This window comes from Kribbella shirazensis (genome assembly GCF_011761605.1).
GTDB lineage: Bacteria > Actinomycetota > Actinomycetes > Propionibacteriales > Kribbellaceae > Kribbella > Kribbella shirazensis.
Genome location: NZ_JAASRO010000001.1, coordinates 4073643 through 4091074 on the forward strand (window position 1 = coordinate 4073643; position 17432 = coordinate 4091074).

At 68.8% G+C, this 17432-nt stretch carries 15 protein-coding genes; 6 read left to right on the forward strand and 9 right to left on the reverse strand.

What is annotated here, in order from left to right; translation table 11 throughout:
• Positions 1-16: 16 nt before the first annotated feature.
• Positions 17-1147 (reverse strand): epoxide hydrolase family protein, encoded by a 1131-nt coding sequence (locus BJY22_RS19910; RefSeq protein WP_167208909.1) that lies wholly within the window; start codon positions 1145-1147, stop codon positions 17-19.
• A 55-nt stretch (positions 1148-1202) separates the two neighbouring features.
• Here BJY22_RS19910 and BJY22_RS19915 point away from each other — a divergent pair, with 55 nt between their 5' ends.
• The gene (locus tag BJY22_RS19915) at positions 1203-2219 is read left to right on the forward strand and encodes a helix-turn-helix transcriptional regulator (RefSeq protein ID WP_167208911.1); all 1017 of its coding nucleotides are present in this window, start codon (positions 1203-1205) and stop codon (positions 2217-2219) included.
• 11 nt (positions 2220-2230) lie between these two features.
• Here the strand turns inward: BJY22_RS19915 and BJY22_RS19920 are convergent, their stop codons facing one another.
• The 3 genes from BJY22_RS19920 to BJY22_RS19930 all read right to left on the reverse strand — a co-directional run bounded on the left by BJY22_RS19920 (position 2231) and on the right by BJY22_RS19930 (position 6455).
• Positions 2231-3466, reverse strand: coding sequence for an IS110 family RNA-guided transposase (locus BJY22_RS19920; RefSeq protein WP_167208913.1), 1236 nt, complete (start codon positions 3464-3466; stop codon positions 2231-2233).
• Positions 3467-3786: 320 nt separating this feature from the next.
• Complete coding sequence (locus BJY22_RS19925; RefSeq protein WP_337758790.1) at positions 3787-4434, reverse strand: response regulator transcription factor; 648 nt, start codon at positions 4432-4434, stop codon at positions 3787-3789.
• Positions 4431-6455, reverse strand: a complete 2025-nt coding sequence (locus tag BJY22_RS19930; RefSeq protein ID WP_238350403.1) for a sensor histidine kinase — start codon at positions 6453-6455, stop codon at positions 4431-4433. Before BJY22_RS19930 ends, BJY22_RS19925 begins: the two co-directional genes overlap by 4 nt.
• Before the next feature lie 153 nt (positions 6456-6608).
• Here BJY22_RS19930 and BJY22_RS19935 point away from each other — a divergent pair, with 153 nt between their 5' ends.
• Both BJY22_RS19935 and BJY22_RS19940 read left to right on the forward strand, forming a co-directional pair.
• Entirely contained in the window at positions 6609-6953 is a 345-nt protein-coding gene (locus tag BJY22_RS19935) for a hypothetical protein (RefSeq protein ID WP_167208915.1), read from the forward strand.
• Entirely contained in the window at positions 6950-7636 is a 687-nt protein-coding gene (locus BJY22_RS19940) for a hypothetical protein (protein WP_167208917.1), read from the forward strand. The genes BJY22_RS19935 and BJY22_RS19940 overlap by 4 nt, the downstream gene beginning before the upstream one ends.
• A 21-nt stretch (positions 7637-7657) precedes the next feature.
• On the opposite strand, the gene BJY22_RS19945 is transcribed toward BJY22_RS19940, so the two are convergent.
• Positions 7658-8713, reverse strand: a complete 1056-nt coding sequence (locus BJY22_RS19945) for an alpha/beta hydrolase family protein (protein WP_238350404.1) — start codon at positions 8711-8713, stop codon at positions 7658-7660.
• On the reverse strand, positions 8710-9618 hold the full coding sequence (locus BJY22_RS42975) for an EamA family transporter (RefSeq protein ID WP_167208919.1): 909 nt from the start codon (positions 9616-9618) through the stop codon (positions 8710-8712). The genes BJY22_RS19945 and BJY22_RS42975 overlap by 4 nt, the downstream gene beginning before the upstream one ends.
• 78 nt (positions 9619-9696) lie before the next feature.
• On the opposite strand from BJY22_RS42975, the gene BJY22_RS19955 reads away from it, so the two are divergent.
• Positions 9697-10629 (forward strand): LysR family transcriptional regulator, encoded by a 933-nt coding sequence (locus tag BJY22_RS19955; RefSeq protein WP_167208921.1) that lies wholly within the window; start codon positions 9697-9699, stop codon positions 10627-10629.
• Positions 10630-10832: 203 nt separating this feature from the next.
• Entirely contained in the window at positions 10833-12191 is a 1359-nt protein-coding gene (locus BJY22_RS19960; protein ID WP_167208923.1) for an FAD-binding oxidoreductase, read from the forward strand.
• A 90-nt stretch (positions 12192-12281) separates the two neighbouring features.
• Here BJY22_RS19960 and BJY22_RS19965 read toward each other — a convergent pair whose 3' ends face one another.
• From BJY22_RS19965 to BJY22_RS19975, 3 genes are read right to left on the reverse strand one after another with little or no spacing between them, the layout of a single operon-like run.
• A complete protein-coding gene (locus tag BJY22_RS19965) occupies positions 12282-13079 on the reverse strand; it encodes a maleylpyruvate isomerase family mycothiol-dependent enzyme (protein WP_167208925.1) in 798 nt (265 codons plus the stop codon).
• A gap of 52 nt (positions 13080-13131) precedes the next feature.
• Positions 13132-13671 (reverse strand): dihydrofolate reductase family protein, encoded by a 540-nt coding sequence (locus tag BJY22_RS19970; protein ID WP_167208927.1) that lies wholly within the window; start codon positions 13669-13671, stop codon positions 13132-13134.
• 54 nt (positions 13672-13725) lie between these two features.
• Positions 13726-14289, reverse strand: a complete 564-nt coding sequence (locus BJY22_RS19975) for an NADPH-dependent FMN reductase (protein WP_167208929.1) — start codon at positions 14287-14289, stop codon at positions 13726-13728.
• A gap of 94 nt (positions 14290-14383) precedes the next feature.
• Here BJY22_RS19975 and BJY22_RS19980 point away from each other — a divergent pair, with 94 nt between their 5' ends.
• Positions 14384-17413, forward strand: a complete 3030-nt coding sequence (locus BJY22_RS19980; protein ID WP_167208932.1) for an AfsR/SARP family transcriptional regulator — start codon at positions 14384-14386, stop codon at positions 17411-17413.
• Positions 17414-17432: the final 19 nt, after the last annotated feature.

Here is a 17432-nt window from a genome sequence, read left to right on the forward strand (position 1 = left end):
CGGCCCTTCGTGCTGGTCAGTGGTTGCGGAAGAAGGTGCGGAGATCTGCGGTGAGTTCTTCGGGGCGTTCGAGGGAGGCGTAGTGGCCGCCCTTGTCGAAGTTGGACCAGTGGGTGATGTTGGTGTTGTCTCGGTCGGCCAGGGGACGGATGGTTTTGAAGTCGTCGGCGAAGACGGCTACTCCGGTGCGGGCGTGGTTCAGGGCCGGTTCGGCGTTGGCGTGGGACTCCTCGTAGTGGTAGCGGCCGGCGGCGGCTGAGGTGTTGGTGAACCAGTAGAGCGAGACCTCGGTGAGGATCTGGTCGGCGGTGAGCAGGCTGGTGCCGTTGCCGAAGCTGTTGAAGAGTTCGTTCCAGGCGAGTTGGCCGACGGGGGAGTCGGAGATGCCGACGGCAACGGTTTGCGGGCGGGTCGAGTTGATCGCGTTGTACCCGCCGACCGACTGGAACCACTGCAGGTGCTCGAGCGCCGCGTAGTCTGCCGGCGTGAACTTCTCGAACTCGGACGGGTCGCCCGACGGGAACGAGAACAGTTGCAGGACGTGCAGCCCGAGGAAGCCTTCAGGGTTCATCAGGCCGAGTTCGCGGGCGACCATCGCGCCGGCGTCCGACCCGTGGGTGCCGTACGAGTCGTACCCGAGGCGCCGCATCAGCGTGTCGAACGTCCGGGCCACCCGCGCCATCGTCCAACCGCGGTCGACGAGCGGCGTGCTGAACCCGAAGCCGGGGATCGACGGGACGACCACCGAGAAGGCGTCCGCGGGCGAGCCGCCGTACGCCGCCGGGTCCGTGAGCGGGCCGATCATGTCGAGGAAGTCGACGAACGAACCCGGGTACGTGTGGGTCAGGAGGAGCGGCGTCGCGCCCTCGACGGCAGACGGTACGTGGATGAAGTGCACGGTCTGCCCGTCGATCTCGGTCAGGTAGTGCGGGAACTCGTTCATCCGGGCCTCCTGTGCCCGCCAGTCGAATCCGTTCTGCCAGTGGTCGACCATCTCGCGGAGGTAGTGGTTCGGGGTGCCGTAGTCCCAGTCGTCGCCGGGAGCCGGCTCGGGGAGACGGGTCCGCGCGAGCCGCTGAAGCAGGTCGTCCAGGTCGGCCTGGTCGATCGTGACGGTGAAGGGCCGGATGCTCTCGTTCGTGTTCATGGCTTTACCGTAGGATCCATATAGGAACATTAGATTCCTAAATGGGAGACCAATTTTGCTCGAGACTTCGCAGCGTCTGCTAGCACTGCTAGGCCTGCTCCAGACCCGCCCGGCCTGGACCGGCGCCGAGCTGGCGGAACGGCTCGACGTGTCGACGCGGACGGTCCGGAACGACATCGACCGGCTCCGCGAGCTCGGGTACCCGGTCGACGCCACCCGCGGCCCGGCCGGCCACTATCAGTTGGGCGTCGGCGCGAAGCTCCCGCCGCTGCTGCTCGACGACGAGGAAGCGGTCGCGGTCGCCGTCGGTCTACGGACCGGCGCGGGCGTTGTCGGTATGGCGGAGAGCAGCGTCCGCGCGCTGACGAAGCTCGAGCAGGTTCTCCCGCACCGCCTGCAACGCCAGGTGGACGCGATCAACAAGGCGATGGAGAAGGGCCCCGACAACACCCGTTCGAACGTCGACGCCCCCGAGATCGACACCGCCGTACTGTCGACGATCGCCGCGTGCATCCGCGACGAGCACTATCTCCGCTTCGAGTACGTCGTACCGGACGGCGTCTCGCTCTACAAGGCCGGGTCGAGTGCGACGCAGGACCTGCCGATCCTGGTCGAGCCGTACCGCCTGGTGAGCTGGCACGGGTACTGGCATCTCGTCGCGCGGGACGAGCAGGCGGAGTGGCGGACGTACCGCGTCGACTGGATGTCGTTGCGGATGGCAACGGGTCGGCGCTATCAGCCGAAGCCGATGGCGGACGCGGCCTACACCGATTTCGTACTACGCGACGTGGCGTCGGCCGGGTGGAAGGTACATGCCCGGATCACGGTGTATGCGCCCGCGCAGGAAGTCCTGTCCCGCATCCACGCCGCCGTCGGCATCGTCGAGTCCGTCGACGACAACACCTGCGTCCTCGTCACCGGCGCCGACTCCCTGGAGACCGTCGCCGTCTACATCGGCATGCTCGGCCTCGACTTCCACGTCGACGGCCCACCCGCCCTCATCACTCACCTCAAAACCCTCGGCAACCGGTACCTGAACGCGATCGAGGGACCGACCGACAGACACCCCTAGAGCTAAGGGTGTCAAGCGGCTTGGGTTGTGGCGCGGTGTGACCAGGCGGTTTGGGGGTTGTAGAGGGTGTGGGTTTTGAGGCAGCCGTGGAGGATGCCGACGAGCCGGTTGCCGATCTGGCGTAGCGCGGCGTGGTGGCCGAGGCCGCGGCCGCGGAGTTGGTCGTAGTAGGCGCGGACATCGGCGTCGTGCAGGGTGGCGGCGCTGGCCCACAGGTCGATGGCGTTGACGAGCCGGTTGTTGTGGATGAACCGGGCGTGCACGGTTTTCAGTTTGCCGGATTGGCGGGTGATGGGTGCGGTGCCGGCGTAGTTCTTGCGGGCTTTGGCGTCGGCGTAGCGGCCGGGGGCGTCGCCGAACTCTGCGAGCACCCGGGCGCCGAGGATCGGTCCGAGGCCGGGCTGGCTGCGGTAGATCTCAACGTCCGGGTGCCGGCCAAAAGAGGCCTCGACCCCTTCCTGCAGGGCAGGGATCTGGGTGTTCAGGGTCTGCAGGATCGCGACCGTGGAGCCGACCGTGGCCGCGTAGGCGGCGGTGATGATCTCGGGCTGGCCGAGGTGCTCGGTGCGCAGCGCGGCCTGCACCGCCGCGGCCCGTTCGGCCAGGTCGCCTCGCCGCCCGGCGGTCTTCAACGCCGCGGTGATCTGGACGATCGTCAGTTTCGCCGCCGCTGCCGGGGTGGGGGCCTTGGCCAGTAACGCCAGCACGTCGGCACCGGTCAGCGTCAACGTCCCTTGCTGGTAGGCAACCAGCGCGGCCGGGAAGTACTCCCGCAGCGCGGCCCGCAGCCGCAGCAGGTGCCGGGTCCGCTCCTGGATCAGCGACTGATGCGCCCGGGCGAGCACCTTGACCCCGTCGGCCAGCTCGGAATCGGCCGTGACCGGCCGCAGTTGATGCCTACGGGTCCGGACCAGGTCGGCCAGCGTCCGGGCATCGGTCTTGTCGTCCTTCGCACCCGACAACGACAAACTCTCACGGTGCCGGGCAGCAAGTTTCGGGTTCACCGCGAACACCACATACCCCGCCGCCAGCAACGCGGCCACCCACGGCCCGCGATCGGTCTCGATCCCGATCACCACCTCCTCCGGACCGGCATCATCGCCCAGGAACTCCGCCACCAACTCGTGGAACCGAACCATCCCGGCAATGCCCTCGTCCACCCGCCCACGGGCCAGGACCCGGCCCTGGTCGTCCTCGACCTGCAGGTCGTGATGCCCTTCGGCCCAGTCGTCACCCACAAACAACACAACAACTCTCCCATCGCCTCCCGACCAATCCCGGCAGCCCGCGAGAGACCTTGAGCGCCCTAATGGATCAGTGCTCACACCAACCAACCAGCAGCGGTGGGCACGACACCCCATCAGCCCTACAATCTCCCGCACCACCAGCGAGGGCACGCTCTGTCGTCAGGACTCAAACAGTCCAGGAGGTATGAGTGCTCACCCGCCAGCGGCTACCAGCCACCGAGTCTGCCAGCGACCGACCCGGTAACACCCATTAGGAGGTAGTGGGCGATCCCGGCGCCACCCCCGCCCTGCTCAGGCTGGCGGCCGCGCGGCCTGAGCGACTACGTCCTGTCCTTCGGTACCCCCAAGCCGGCGTTGCGGGCTTGGATTATGGCGGTGGCTCGGTCGGCGGTGCCTAGCTTGGTGAAGATGGTGGAGACGTTGTTGGCGACGGTTTTGGGGGCCAGGTCGAGGCGGGTGGCGATCGCGGGGTTGGACAGGCCGGCGGCGAGCAGGTCGAGGATCTGGCGTTCGCGGGTGGTGAGTTCGGGGAACGGGTCGGTGGGCGGTGGGGCAGCGAAGAAGGTGAGGACGCGGCGGGCGACGCCGGGGCCGAAGATGGCTTCGCCGGCGGCGACGGCGTGGATCGCGCGGGCGATCTCTTCCTGTTCGGCGCCTTTGACGAGGTAGCCGCGGGCGCCGGCGCGCATCGCGGCGAACACCGAGTCGTCGTCCTCGAACATGGTGAGCACGAGGACGGCGACCTCGGGGGCGGAGCGGGCGAGTTCGCGGGTGGCCGCGAAACCGTCGAGGTCCGGCATCTGCAGGTCGAGAACGGCGACGTCCGGGCGGGTGGTGACGACTTCGCGGATCGCCTCGCGCCCGGTCGCGGCGACGCCGACCACCTCGATCCCAGGCAGCGAACTCAGCAACGCCTCCAGCCCGGCGCGCACCACCGGATGGTCATCGGCCAGCACAACCCGGATCACAGCACCTCCAGAGGAACCTGCAGTGTGGAGACCGGGAGAGGGAAGCGGGCCTGGACGCGGCCGCCCTGGGGAGTGGATCCGGCGCTGAAGGTGCCGCCCAGTTCGGCGGCGCGTTCCTGCATGGCCTGAAGGCCGACGCCGGGTGTCCAGGGCCCGCTCGGCGGGCCGTCGTCCGTTATCTCGATCTCCAGTTCGCGTCCACATCGCAGCGTCAGCACGGCGGACGACGCCCGCGCGTGCCGCACGACGTTCGCCAACGCCTCCGTCGCGATCCGGTACGCCGCGACTTCCAGAGCAGCCGGCAGCGTCGGCAGCTCCTCGGCCGTGACCTCCACCCGGATCGCCGAACCGTCGGCCCGGATCGACATCTGGTCGGCCCGCTGGCGCAGCGCCCCGATCAGCCCGAGCTCGTCCAGCGCCGGCGGGCGGAGATCGTCGACCAAACGACGTACGTCGGTGATCGCGGAGCGGGTGTCGGCGCGCAGCCGTGCTAGCAGTTCGACCGCCCGCACGGTATCCGCTGACCTCGTGATGAGATTGGCGGCAGCATCCGCCGAGAACGCCACCCCCGTGAGCGTAGGCCCGAGACCGTCATGGAGATCCCGGCGCAACCTCCGCCGCTCCTCCTCACGCGCAGCCACGAGCCTCTCGCGCGACGCCTGCAACTCCGCCGACAACCGCGTCGCGTGCACAGCAACGGCCAGCGGTACGGCGACCAACCCGAGCACACTCCGATCCGCCGACGACAACCCCGACTCGCCCGACCGCACCCCGACCTCGAGCAGCCCGACCACCTCACCGCCGTACGAAAGCTCCAGCGGTACGACGGAACTCGCGGCCGCACCGTCCGACGCGACGACGACCCCGTCCACCGTCAACCCGGCGTACGGCAACCGGAGCGCGGACCGGATCGACGCGACCACGCCGGGCAGACCGGCCGACAACTGCTCGCCGACCCGCGACGCCACCCGCGCCGGATCGTGCCGATCGCCGTACAGCGCCCGATCGACGAGCTGCTGCAGGCGCGGCAGCACCGGCGCGATGATCAACGCCACGAACACCGTCACCGCGGCCGAACGCCCGACCTGCGAGGTGATCAGCGAATCGAGCAGAGCAACCAGCGCCGCATAGATCCCGATGGCGACCAACGACAGCAACGCCCACGTCAACGCGCGCGACACGACCAGCCGGATGTCGAGCAGCCGGTACCGGACGATCGCCACCGCGACCGCGATCGGAATCAGCGGAATCGCCAGCAGGACAAGGATCGGTGTACCGGCGACGAACGCCCAGGGTGTGATGAACAAGATCGCGATGACTGATGCCAGCAGCAACCACAGCAGTTGCCGACGGCCCGCTTCGTCCGCGCGCCGGTACCGGATTCCCAGGCAAATGACGGGCAGCAGGATTGCGATCAGGTTCCGTACTTCGGTCGCGGTCCACAGGGGCTGCAGCGCGTCGAAGTTCGAGATCGTCAGGTACCCGAGCGGAAGATCGGGAGACACCGGCTCGCCGCCCCCGGCCATCTCCAGGACGAACAGCGGTGACGTCACGACGATCCCGATAGCGGCCCACCGCCAGCGCGGTGACACCAGCCGGCCGTTCGGGAACAGCAGCAGTGCCAGCGGCAGGAACAGCCCGATCGACCACGGCCACGCTGCCAGCGAAACGGTGACGAGAACCTGCTGCGCGAGCTGACTGTCCGTCGCATGAGCGAGGACGTTGGCGAACGGCGTGGTGGCGTGCCCGATCCCGTCGGCGAGGAAGAGCCAGCCGATCGGATTGGCCGGCCGGTGCCACGCGATGACCGCGCCGCAGAGGCTGAACGTCAGGGCCATCAGCGAGTTCGTCATGACGAAGCTGTCGACCAGTTCCTGCCAGCCCCAGCCGGCCGAGACGCCGTACGCGACGGCGACGACCACCTCGGCGATCACCAGCGCAGCCAGCAAGCAGGCAAGCACACCGGTCAGCATTCCGGGCGGTGCGCCGACGGAGCCGCGGCGGTTCACGGGCGTTGTCATACCGGAAGTGTGCTCCCGAAGCGGTCCCGGCGTCTCGGGAACGGGATCCCGGATCGACCGGGGAACTGCCCGTCCGGGAAGGAACCGGCCCCCAGGCGACCGGTCCGGCTCACGGGCGACGGTAGGGCGACACCGAGAGAAGGGGGTAGGGAGATGTACAGATTCGGGCTCGTCCTGCTGGGGCTTCTGGCGCTGGGGGACCTTGCCACGCCGCTCGTCACCGACGGGGAGCACCCGCCGATGAGCATCGCGATCGGAGCCGCCGTGATCGGGCTGATCAGTGTGGTGCTCGTCGTGTTCGCCTGGCGCGGCAAGCGGTGGGCGCTGGCGCCGCTGATCACGCTGCGCCTGGCCTCGGCGTTGCTCGCAGTACCGGCGTTCTTCGAGTCCGGCGTACCGACGGCCGCGGTCCTGGCTGCCGGAGTCGGCGTCGCCGCGACGGTGGTCGGCGTCATCGCCGTACTGCTGCCGAAGCGTGAGCTGGTCGGTGCGCGATGACACAGACGATCAGTCGTACGTCGACGCGCGTCGACAGCCGTGCCGCCTGGCGGTGGATGGCGGTGCTGATCCTGCCGATCGGACCGGCGGCGATCGCGCTCCTGCGGTTCCTGCTGCCCTACGACACGGCGGACGACATGCCGACGATCACCAGCAAGATCGTGGGCGACCTCGATCGCAGTTCGTTGGTGATCTGGCTGGCCTACCTCGGGTTCGTCACCCTGGTGCCGGGGGTGTACTTCGTGGGCCGGCTGACACGCCGCGGTACGCCGTGGCTCACCGGGATCGCATTGTTCCTGATGATTCCGGGGTACCTGTCCTTGCCGATCGCGACGGTGAGCGACGTCTTCACCTGGTCGGCCGGGACCGCGGGTCTCGACCCGGCGTCGATCACGAGGGCCGTCGAGACCACGCACGGCTCGGTCGATCTGGCCGCTGCGGTGTTCGTGACCGGGCACGTGCTCGGCACGATCCTGCTCGGGATCGCGATGTGGCGGTCGGGCGTCGGCGGACGCTGGGCCGCGGTGGCGGTCGCGGTCTCGCAGCCGCTGCACCTGATCTCGGTCATCATCAGCAGTCACCCGCTGGACCTGGTCGGCTGGGGACTGCAGGCAGCGGGGTTCGCCGCGGTGGGGTGGGCGATCCTCCGCATGCCGAACGACGAATGGCAACCGCTGCCGTAGCGGGCACCTGCCCGGGCGCCTTCAGACGCCTTGCTGCTTGAGGAAGCTGACCGTTCGTGCCATCGAGGTCGGCCAGGCCGGGCCGAACGCGTGTTCCTCGCCCGGGTAGGTGTACATCGTGGCGTCCTTCCCCGCGCTCTTCAGCGCGGTGAGGGTCGTCCGCGACCACGCGATCGGGCAGGTCGAGTCGGCCTCGCCGTGGTGGATCAGCAGCGGTTCGGTGATCCGGCCGAAGAAGTTCACGGCTGACAGGTTGCGCCAGAACGCCGGGTTGCGGGCCGGTTCGCCGTATGCGCGCAGGATCTGCGTTGCGACCGGCCCGTCCGGCCGGGTCCAGCGGTTGAAGTTGTCGACCGCGTTCGAGCTGACCGGCGCGAACACGACCCCGGCCTTGACCAGTCCGGGTTGCGCGACGAGGACGTTGTACGTGATCCCGCCGCCCATCGACCGTCCCAGCAGGCCGATGCGGTCCGGGTCGACGTACTGCGACGTCCGCAGCGCGAGCACCGCGTTGATGACGTCCTCGGTGTAGCCGAGGCGCAGATCGAGTTCGTTCCGCGGGTCGTCGGAGGACTGGGCGTGATTGCGGTAGTCCGTGTGCAGGACGACGTACCCGCGGCGCGCCAGGTAGTCCTGTTCGCGCATCAGCCCGCGGCCGTTGGTGTAGACGGCGGGGTCGATGTAGCCGTGGTTCAGGACGAGCGCCGGGTGAGGGCCCGGGGTGGACGGGACGTTCAGGATGCCGGAGATGGTCAGCGATCCGCTGCGGTAGGTGACGTGGTAGCGGGTGTACGCCGGGTTGCGGGCGAGCACCCGGGCCAAGCGGAGGTTGCCGCCGTTGTACTTCTGCTTCATCAGGGCCTGCAACGAGACCGGATGCGCCGCCGCCGGGGTTGTCGACGGGGCGGCTGGCGGAGCAGTCGTCTGCGGTGCAGGCGTGCTGGAGGGAGCGGCGGACGGCGTGGTGGGGGTCGCGTTCGGTGACGGCGCAGGGGGTGCCGCGTCGTCGTTCGTACAACCGGTCGCGGCCATCGTCACGCATGCGACCGCTCCTGCCCACGCCATCCGCCGGCTCATACCGTCAAGTCTGCCGTGGCCGCCCCTGAAGTCCGCGAAAGTTCCGGCAACGATTGGCGGGCAGGCCACTGCACGATGAGTACGGCGGACAGCACGAGCGCGCCGCCCAGCCATTGGGTGGCCCCCAGTTGCTCGCCGAACACCAGCGCTGCCGCGCCGACCGTCACCACCGGCTCGAAGATCGACAGGATCGAGGCCACTGACGGCCCGACGCGCGCCATGCCCGCGAAGAAGAACAGGATCGCCGCCACGGTGCTGACGAGCGCGACGGCGGCCAGCCACAGCCAGCCGATCGGCGCGAACGTCAGGTCGGTGCCGCGGAACATACTGAGGATCCCGAAGGTGCCGAACGCCCCCGTGCACACCAGGGCCGTCAACGCGAGCGGCGGCACGTCGGCGGTCAACGAATCGCCGACCAGGATGTAGCACGTGTAGACGATTGGTGCGCCCAACGCCAACACGACGCCGAGTACGTCGAACTGCCTGGAGATCGCCCCGCTGAGCACCAGCCCGATGCCCGCGAGCGCCACCACCAGCGCCCACACCCGCCGTCGCGACGCGCGCTCCCGGCGCAGTGCGATCGCCCCGACCATCACGAGGACCGGGTACAGATAGAGGATCAGCGCGACCAGCGACGCGTCGATCCGGGCCAGCGCGGAGAAGTAGAAGGTGGACTGCGCGGCGTACCCGAAGGCACCCATGGCGAGTCCTGTGATCACGGCGCGGCGCGGCAGATTGCGCAGCGCACCACGCGCGAGCGCGATGCCCAGCAGCAGTACTCCGGCCAGGCCGAACCGGACCAGCAGCAGCGCGTCCACCGACACGCCCGCGTCGTACGCGAGCTTGCCGAACACAGCCATGACCCCGAAGGTCGCGGCGGACAGAAGGCAGAAGAGGCGTCCCACGCCATCGATGGTCCGGCCAGTAGACCGTTCACGTCCATCGCGGCTTCACGCACAGCATTGTGAAGCTAAGCTGAACGAATGATGGAGCTGCATCGACTGCGGTTGCTGCGTGAAGTCCATGGTCGGGGCACCGTGCACGGTGCGGCCCGCGCGCTCGGCTATTCGCCCAGCGCGATCTCCCAGCAGTTGGCCGTTCTCGAGCGCGAAGCCGGTACGCCGTTGCTCGAACGGGTCGGGCGCAACGTGCGGCTGACCGCGGCCGGTGAGGTCCTGGTACGGCATGCGACCACGTTGCTCGAGGGAGTGGAGGCGGCCGAGGCGGAGCTCGCCGCGGTCGCGGCGGGCCGGGTCGCGGGAGTCGTCCGCATCGCGTCGTTCCAGTCGGCGTTCATCCGGGTCGTGGCGCCTGCGATCCGTAGTCTCGCGGCGACGCATCCCGACATCCGCGTCGAGGCGGCCGAGCTCGAGGTCGAGCAGGCCGCGCCGGCGCTGCGCTTGCAGCAGTTGGACGTGATGGTCGGCGACGAGTACGACGGCCAGCCGCGCGCCGTACACACCGACCTGCACCGCGAACATCTGCTTCGCGAGCACATCCGCGTCGTACTGCCCGACGACCACCCCGCGGCCGCCGCCGACCGCGTCCCGCTCGCGCAGCTCGCTGAGCTGCCCTGGGCCGCTTGCCAGCCGGGCACCGGTCACCGCGAGATGCACGTCCGCGTCTGCCGTGAACTCGGCGGCTTCGAGCCCGACATCCGCTACAGCTCGGACGACTTCCTCATCCTGCTCGAGCTCGTCCGTACGACGGGTGCGGGCGCGCTGCTCCCGGATCTGGTCATCGGTTCGGGAGCGCCAGGAGTCGCCGTGCGCCTGCCGGCCGAGGGCGACGTCGGGCGGGAGGTCTTCCTGCTCACCCGCCGTACCAGGACTCCCGCGGTCGCCGCCGTGGCCGACGCCCTGGCCGCCGCGGGCACTGGTCGGACCGCCGCGGGCACTGGTCCGACCAGTTCGTAAGAGATCGGGCATTGACGAAAGTCCCGCGGCTTGGGAGTGTCGAGGGGAATACGGGTGGGTCTGGGGGAGGGCCGGCGCCCGTCGGGGGTTCAGACGCTTTCTGGGGTGAAGTCTCGCGCTGCGCTCGACGGTGATCACCGGTCTGCGCGGTGCGCCGTACGCGCGCACCGTTCTGCGACGGGCTGCAACAGGGGAGCGAGCACATGATCGAGAGCCTGCGGGAACGCACGCGAGGGCGGGTCATCACGGTAGGTGACGAGGAGTACGACGAGGCGCGCCGGGTCAACAACGCGATGCACGACAAGCGGCCGCAGGTGATCGTCCGGTGTGAGAACGCCGGCGACGTGATGGCGGCCGTCGAGTTCGCGCGGACGAACGAGCTCGACCTCGCGGTCCGCGGCGGCGGGCACAGCGTGCCCGGATTCGGCACGGTCGACGGCGGCGTCGTCATCGACCTGAGCGGGATGCGCAACGTCCGCGTCGATCCGGTGAACCGGACGGCGCGGGCCGGCGGCGGCGCGACGTGGGGCGACTTCAACGCGGCGACACACGCGTTCGGGCTGGCCACGACCGGCGGCATCATCTCGACGACAGGCGTCGGCGGGCTGACGCTCGGCGGCGGGATCGGGTATCTCGCCCGCGGACTCGGGCTGTCGTGCGACAACCTGGTCTCGGCGGACGTGGTGACCGCGGACGGGAAGTTCCTGATCGCGAGTGAGAAGGAGAACGAGGACCTGTTCTGGGCGTTGCGCGGTGGCGGCGGCAACTTCGGTGTCGTGACGGCGCTGGAGTTCCGGCTGGCGCCGGTGGCAACGATCTACGGCGGCCCGATGTTCTTCGAGCTGTCCGACGCGGCCGCCGTACTGTCGGGGTTCCGGGAGCTGATCAAGGACGCGCCGGAGCAGCTCGGCGGGTTCCCGGCGTTCCAGATCGCGCCGCCGCTGCCGTTCATCCCGGAGGAGCGGCACGGGGAGCCGTTCGTCGCGATCGTCGGGTGCTGGGCCGGCGACCTCGACGAGGGCGAGACCCAGATCTCGAAGTTCCGCGAGTTCGCGCCGGTGATGGCCGAGCACGTCGGGGCGATGCCGTACCCGTCGCTGAACAGCGCGTTCGACGGACTGGTTCCGCCCGGGCTGCAGCACTACTGGAAGGCGAACTTCGTCACCGAGCTGACCGACGAGGCGATCCAGGCACACCTGCGGCACGCGGGCGGCCTGCCGTCGGTGAACTCGACCGTGCACATCTACCCGATCAACGGCGCCTGTCACCGGGTGACCCCGGACGGGACGGCGTTCGCCTACCGGGACGCGAACTTCGCCACCGTGATCGCCGGCATGTGGCCGGACCCGGCGCAGAACGAGGCGAACATCGAGTGGGTGCGTTCGTACTACGACGACGTCGCACCGCACTCCGAGTCCGGCGGCTACATCAACTTCATGGCCGACGACGACCAGGGCCGGATCCGGGAGAACTACCGCCAGAACTACGACCGGCTGGCGGAGGTCAAACGCAAGTACGACCCGGGCAACCTGTTCCACCTGAACCAGAACATCGTGCCCTGACGGCTGGGCCCTGTCTTTGAGAACCCACCGGCCAAAATCGGGCCTCGAGAATGGTTGGTGGGTTCTCAAGGATGCGCAGAGGTGTGCTTGTCAGTCGGCTACGTGGGCGGTGTTGTCGAGCCAGTGGTGGGCGAGGTCGGTGTCGCCTTCGACGTGGATGCCAGGGGCTTCGGTGAGAGGGAAGCGTCGGGTCAAGGCTCCCAGCAGCGATCCTGCCGGGCCCGTGACCGTCACGTCGGCCTGCTGGGTGTCGGCGCGCCAGGCTGCCCGGTCAGGTCGGCGTTCGACGAACCAAGCGCCAGCGCCGGCCGCGGTGTCGGTGGCCAGCCACTGCAGGGTCTGACCGGCGCCCCGGATGGCGTGGGCGGACTCGGGCCGCCGCATCTCCCAGGTGGGGGAGGTGAGCATCGCGAGGTGGTTGCTGATCAGCGCGGCGGCGATGTCGGGGTCGACGTCGGCCGGTCGGCCTGCCGCGGCGGCCGCGTCGAAACCGTGGACGACCGACTCGTTGAGGACGCTGGTCAGCCAGAACCGCGTCCCGGACCGCTCGTCGCCCGCGGCGTTGAACACCGGCGCGTCGAGCGCATCGTCGGAGCAGGCGTCGGCGACGCGCTGCGCGGCCTCCGACAGCCACGTCTGCCACTCGCGGGGGTCGGCGGGCAGGGCGGCATACTCGGTCGGCAGTTGCGTGGGGTCGGTGATGCGCCGCTCGATGATCTCCGCGACCCAGTGGTGGGTCTGGCCCACGTGCTCGACCAGCTCGCTGACGGTCCAGTCCGGGGCTGTCGGCACGGCGGCGCCAGGTCCGGCCGCGGCGGCTGATTCCGCCAGCCGCCGCGTGTGTTCGACGATTGCTCGCCGGGCGTGTTCTGCGTTCAGTTCCGTCATCGGAGTGTCCTCTCGTGGCCGGTACGTCGTCGACGTACCGGCCGCCGTCGGATCAGGCCTTCGGTGCGAGCTTGTGAACGACGATGCCGGACTTGAAGGTCGTCGTACCGAGCAGCTCGAGGTGGGTCGCGTCGATGCCGGTGCCGTGGAACATGTTCACGCCGTCGGCGACCACCGGGAAGACCCAGAAGTGGTACTCGTCGACGAGCTTGTTCTCCAGCAGCGTCTTCGAGAACGACCCGGTGCCGAACTTGATCAGGTCGCCGCCGTCGGACTCCTTCAGCTTGCGGACCGCGTCGGCGACGTCGCCCTCGAGCGGCTGGGCGTTCCACTTCCACTCGGTGACGGTGCGGGAGGCGACGTACTTCGGCATCGCGTTGAAGTTGTCGGTGAACGGGTCCCCGCTGCGCTCCGACCACGCCTCGGCGAAGCTCTCGTACGTGACCCGGCCGAGTACCTGTGCGTCGACGCCCTCCATCAGGCTCTGCGAGTAGCCGGCGTGCTCGTCGTCCCAGTACGGCGGGCTCCAGACCTGCGGGTCCTCGATGACGCCGTTCAGGGTGACGAAGGTGGATTCGATCAGCTTCCTCATGGTTCTTTTCCTCTCGGGGTTGGTACTCAGGTTTGGTTGATCAGGCTTGATTGATCAGGCTTGGTACGGGCGCCGCTTGCGGGCGTCCTGGAGTGCTGCGGCCCACCAGACGAGCTGGTCGAGCATGAGCTTTGCTGCTGCCTCGTAGCCGGCGGACGGCTTGGGCCATCCGCCGTCGGCGGTGAACTGCTCCCAGTAGCAGGGCATTGTGACGGTGTTGCGAATGGTGACGGCCTGAAGCTCGGTGAAGACCTGTCGCAGCTGTGCGGTGGCGAGACTGCCGCCGCCCTCCCTGCCGTAGCTGACGATCGCGACCGGCTTGGCGTGCCACTCCTCGTAGTACCAGTCCAGTGCTGTCTTCAGCGAGGCCGGGAAGCTGCAGTTGATCTCTGGTGTGACTAGGGCGAACGCATCCGCGGCTGCCAGCCTCGTGCTGAGCTCGGCGACCTCCTGCGGTGTCTCGTCGTCGGTGTCAGGCAGTGTCGCCGGAAGATTAGCCGCTGCCAGGTCGACCAGGTCGACCTCGAACTGCTTGGCTGCCTGCTGTGCGAGCCAGTTGGCCACAGTCGGTCCGAACCGGCCACGCCGGGTGCTGCCGATGATCACTGTCAGTCGCATCTGCTGTCCTCCTTCCGTCTGGTCCAGACTCTGTCAAAGGGCGTTTACGGTTTCTTTCCGGTCCTTTCTGGCTGGCCCGGAATAGGGTGCGGTCATGCGCTTCGGGGTGTTGGGGCCGGTGACGGCATGGACGGACGCGGGGACACCTGTGGTCGTCCAGGGGCTGAAGGTGCGAGCGCTGCTTGCCGACCTCCTGGTTCACGAGGGCCGGCCTGTCCCGGCGGACCGGCTCATCGACGACCTGTGGGGCTCGGAGCTGCCCGGAAACCCGTCCGGGACGCTGTCCGCCAAGGTGTCGCAGCTGCGGCGTGCGTTCGAGGACGCCGAGCCCGGGAGCCGGTCCTTGGTGCGGTCCGGCCCGGCCGGCTACTCGATCGCCGTGGACAGCTCCAACTACGACGCGCTCCGCTTCGACGAGTTGCTGGCCGCTGGGGCGGCCGACGAGGCGCTGGCGTTGTGGCGAGGTCCGGCGTACGCCGATTTCGCGGACGACGCGTTTGTCGAGACCGCGGTCGCACGCCTCACCGACCTGCGGCTCACCGCTCTCGAGCGAGCGGACCTACCGGTGGTCGACCTGGCGGCTCTGGTCAAGGAGCACCCCCTGCGTGAGGGCTTGCGAGCCGCACATATGCGGGCCCTGTACCGGGCCGGGCGGCAGTCCGAGGCGTTGGAGAGCTTCGAGCAGCTGCGGGAGCTGCTGTTGGAGGAGCTCGGCCTGGATCCCAGTCCGGAGCTGGTCGCCCTGCAGCAGTCGATCCTCGCGCAGGAGCTACCGCACGCGCGGAGCAATCTGCCTGCGCAGGTGACCGAGCTGATCGGGCGGTCCGATGCTCTTGCTGACATTGGTGCAGCTCTGGGCACGGCTCGCCTGGTGACGCTGACCGGGCCAGGCGGTGTCGGCAAGACCCGTCTGGCTCTTGCTGCGGCTGCGTCTGTCGCGGACCGCTTCGCCGACGGGGTTGTCCTGGTGGAGCTCGCGGCGATCACACCTGATGCGCTGTCGGTCGCTGATGCGCTCACTGACGCTGTGCAGACCGCGCTGGACCTCCGTGACACCGAAGACTCGCCTGTCACCGACCGGCTGGCCGCGGTGATGGGTTCCCGGTTGCTCGTGCTCGACAACTGCGAGCAGATCGTCGAGGAGGTCGCAGCCCTGACGGACCGCTTGCTGGCGGCTGCTCCGGGTCTACGGGTAGTCGCGACGAGCCGTGAGCCGCTGGGCCTGGCCGGTGAAGTCGTGTGGAGCGTGCCGCCGTTGTCCGTACCGCCTCTGTCGGCTGATGTGGAGGAGGTCGCTGAGTGCAGTGCGGCGCAGCTGTTCGTCAACCGTGCAGCTGCGGCCTCGCGGGGGTTCGCCCTGACAGAGGAGACCGTGGATGACGTGGCTGTGTTGTGCCGGCGGCTGGACGGGATTCCGCTCGCGTTGGAGCTCGCGGCGACGAGAGTGCGAGCTCTGGGAGTACGTGGGCTCGTAGCGCGGCTGGATGACCGCTTCCGGTTGCTGGCAACAGGTCATCGCGGTGCAGCACCACGCCAGCAGACGTTGCACGCGATGATCGACTGGAGCTGGGAGCTGCTCACTGACGAGGAGCAGTCCGTGCTGCGCCGTCTCGCAGTACATGCCGATGGCTGTACGGCGGAAGCGGCGGCAGCTGTCTGCGGTACGGACGACGTACTGGATGTGCTGGTGCGCCTGGTCGACCGGTCGCTCGTCGTACCGGTGGAAGGGACCCGCTTCCGGGTGCTCGAGTCGGTGGCGGCGTACTGCGTCGACAAGCTGAGAGCTGCTGGTGAACTGGAGTCGTCACGTCAGCGGCACCTGTCGTACTACGTGTCGCTGGCCGAGGAGGCTCGGCCCGGACTGTTCGGTGCCGAGCAGAGTCGCTGGTTGCAGCTGCTCGACGAGGACTCCGCCAACTTCCGAACCGCACTGGATCGTGCTGTTGCCACTGGGCAGTTGGACCTCGCTGAACGGCTCGTGGACGCGCTGGCGTGGTACTGGTTCCTGCGAGGACGCTACGTCGAGGCGCTGCGGTCGCTGGAGGCTGTTCCAGGTTCTGCGCGGGCGGGGACGTGGCGTGCCGGATACCTGTACCTGCTCGGGCACCCTGAAGCTGCAGCGGAGCGAGACCGCTGGGTCGATGGCGCGGATGCGATGGGGCAGTGGTGGATCGCCAACGCAGCCAGCGATGTAGGTGACCTCTCAGCGTGCCTGTCACTGCTGGACCGTGCGCTGAAGCGGTTCGAGGCCGAGGGGGACCAGTGGGGCGTCGCGGCAGTGCTGGCCGCACGGGCGAAGCACGCGCATGTTCGGGCGGACCTGCCGGCTCTGTACGACGACGCGTGCCGGAGCATCGGGATCTTCCGGGCGCTGGGGGACCGGTGGGGCGTCCTGCAGGCGACGGGTTGGTTCGGGGCACACGCGGAGCTCGTCGGTGACTTCGAGGAGGCGGAGCGTCTGCACCTCGAAGGCGTGGAGGCGGCCGAGGAGATCGGCCTGTGGCCAGAGGTCGCGAGCGCGCTGGGCATGCTCGGCTGGACGTCGATCCGGCAGGGCCGCTACGACGCCGCGCGGACCTACGGTGAGCGCGCGGTGCGGCTGGCCACCGAGCAGGGTCAGCGCTCGATACAAGCCTTGGCGGAGCTCGTGCTCGGCTTCGCGGCTCGTCGTACCGGTGCTCTGGACGAGGCGTCGCAGCGATTGCAGGCATTGATCGACACCGCCCGCCAGCAGAAGGAGGCGGTTCTCTACCTGTCGATCGTGCTGGTCGAGCTCGGATTCGTCAGGGAGCTCCAGGGCCGTCAGGAGGACGCGCTGGAGCTGCACACGGAGTCGTTCCGGGTGTCCGAGGAGTTCGAGTCACTGCGCGGGATGTGCTGGGCGCTGGAGGGGATCGCCGCGTGTCATCCGGACAAGACCCTCGCGGCAATACTTCTCGGGAGCTGCGCCGCCACCCGAGCCACCGAGAACTACCTGGTGGCTGCCACGGAGGTCGAGGATCTCGGCCGGGCCGTCGCCGCGGCCGAGTCCGCGCTGGGGTCCGAGGCTTATCAGGCGGCGTACGCGCAGGGCGCCGAGCTGAGTCCGGTCGAGGCGTTCTCCCTGGTCGTCCAGACCAGATAGTCTGTGGTTGAGATTATCT

What these genes read in the sequence shown, in the direction of transcription:
- BJY22_RS19940 (WP_167208917.1), top strand. Translation starts at nt 6,950, where the DNA reads ATGACACAGACGATCAGTCGTACGTCGACGCGCGTCGACAGCCGTGCC.
- BJY22_RS19975 (WP_167208929.1), bottom strand. Translation starts at nt 14,289, where the DNA reads ATGCGACTGACAGTGATCATCGGCAGCACCCGGCGTGGCCGGTTCGGA.
- BJY22_RS19955 (WP_167208921.1), top strand. Translation starts at nt 9,697, where the DNA reads ATGATGGAGCTGCATCGACTGCGGTTGCTGCGTGAAGTCCATGGTCGG.
- BJY22_RS19970 (WP_167208927.1), bottom strand. Translation starts at nt 13,671, where the DNA reads ATGAGGAAGCTGATCGAATCCACCTTCGTCACCCTGAACGGCGTCATC.
- BJY22_RS19930 (WP_238350403.1), bottom strand. Translation starts at nt 6,455, where the DNA reads ATGACAACGCCCGTGAACCGCCGCGGCTCCGTCGGCGCACCGCCCGGA.
- BJY22_RS19910 (WP_167208909.1), bottom strand. Translation starts at nt 1,147, where the DNA reads ATGAACACGAACGAGAGCATCCGGCCCTTCACCGTCACGATCGACCAG.
- BJY22_RS19935 (WP_167208915.1), top strand. Translation starts at nt 6,609, where the DNA reads ATGTACAGATTCGGGCTCGTCCTGCTGGGGCTTCTGGCGCTGGGGGAC.
- BJY22_RS19945 (WP_238350404.1), bottom strand. Translation starts at nt 8,713, where the DNA reads ATGAGCCGGCGGATGGCGTGGGCAGGAGCGGTCGCATGCGTGACGATG.
- BJY22_RS19965 (WP_167208925.1), bottom strand. Translation starts at nt 13,079, where the DNA reads ATGACGGAACTGAACGCAGAACACGCCCGGCGAGCAATCGTCGAACAC.
- BJY22_RS19960 (WP_167208923.1), top strand. Translation starts at nt 10,833, where the DNA reads ATGATCGAGAGCCTGCGGGAACGCACGCGAGGGCGGGTCATCACGGTA.
- BJY22_RS19980 (WP_167208932.1), top strand. Translation starts at nt 14,384, where the DNA reads ATGCGCTTCGGGGTGTTGGGGCCGGTGACGGCATGGACGGACGCGGGG.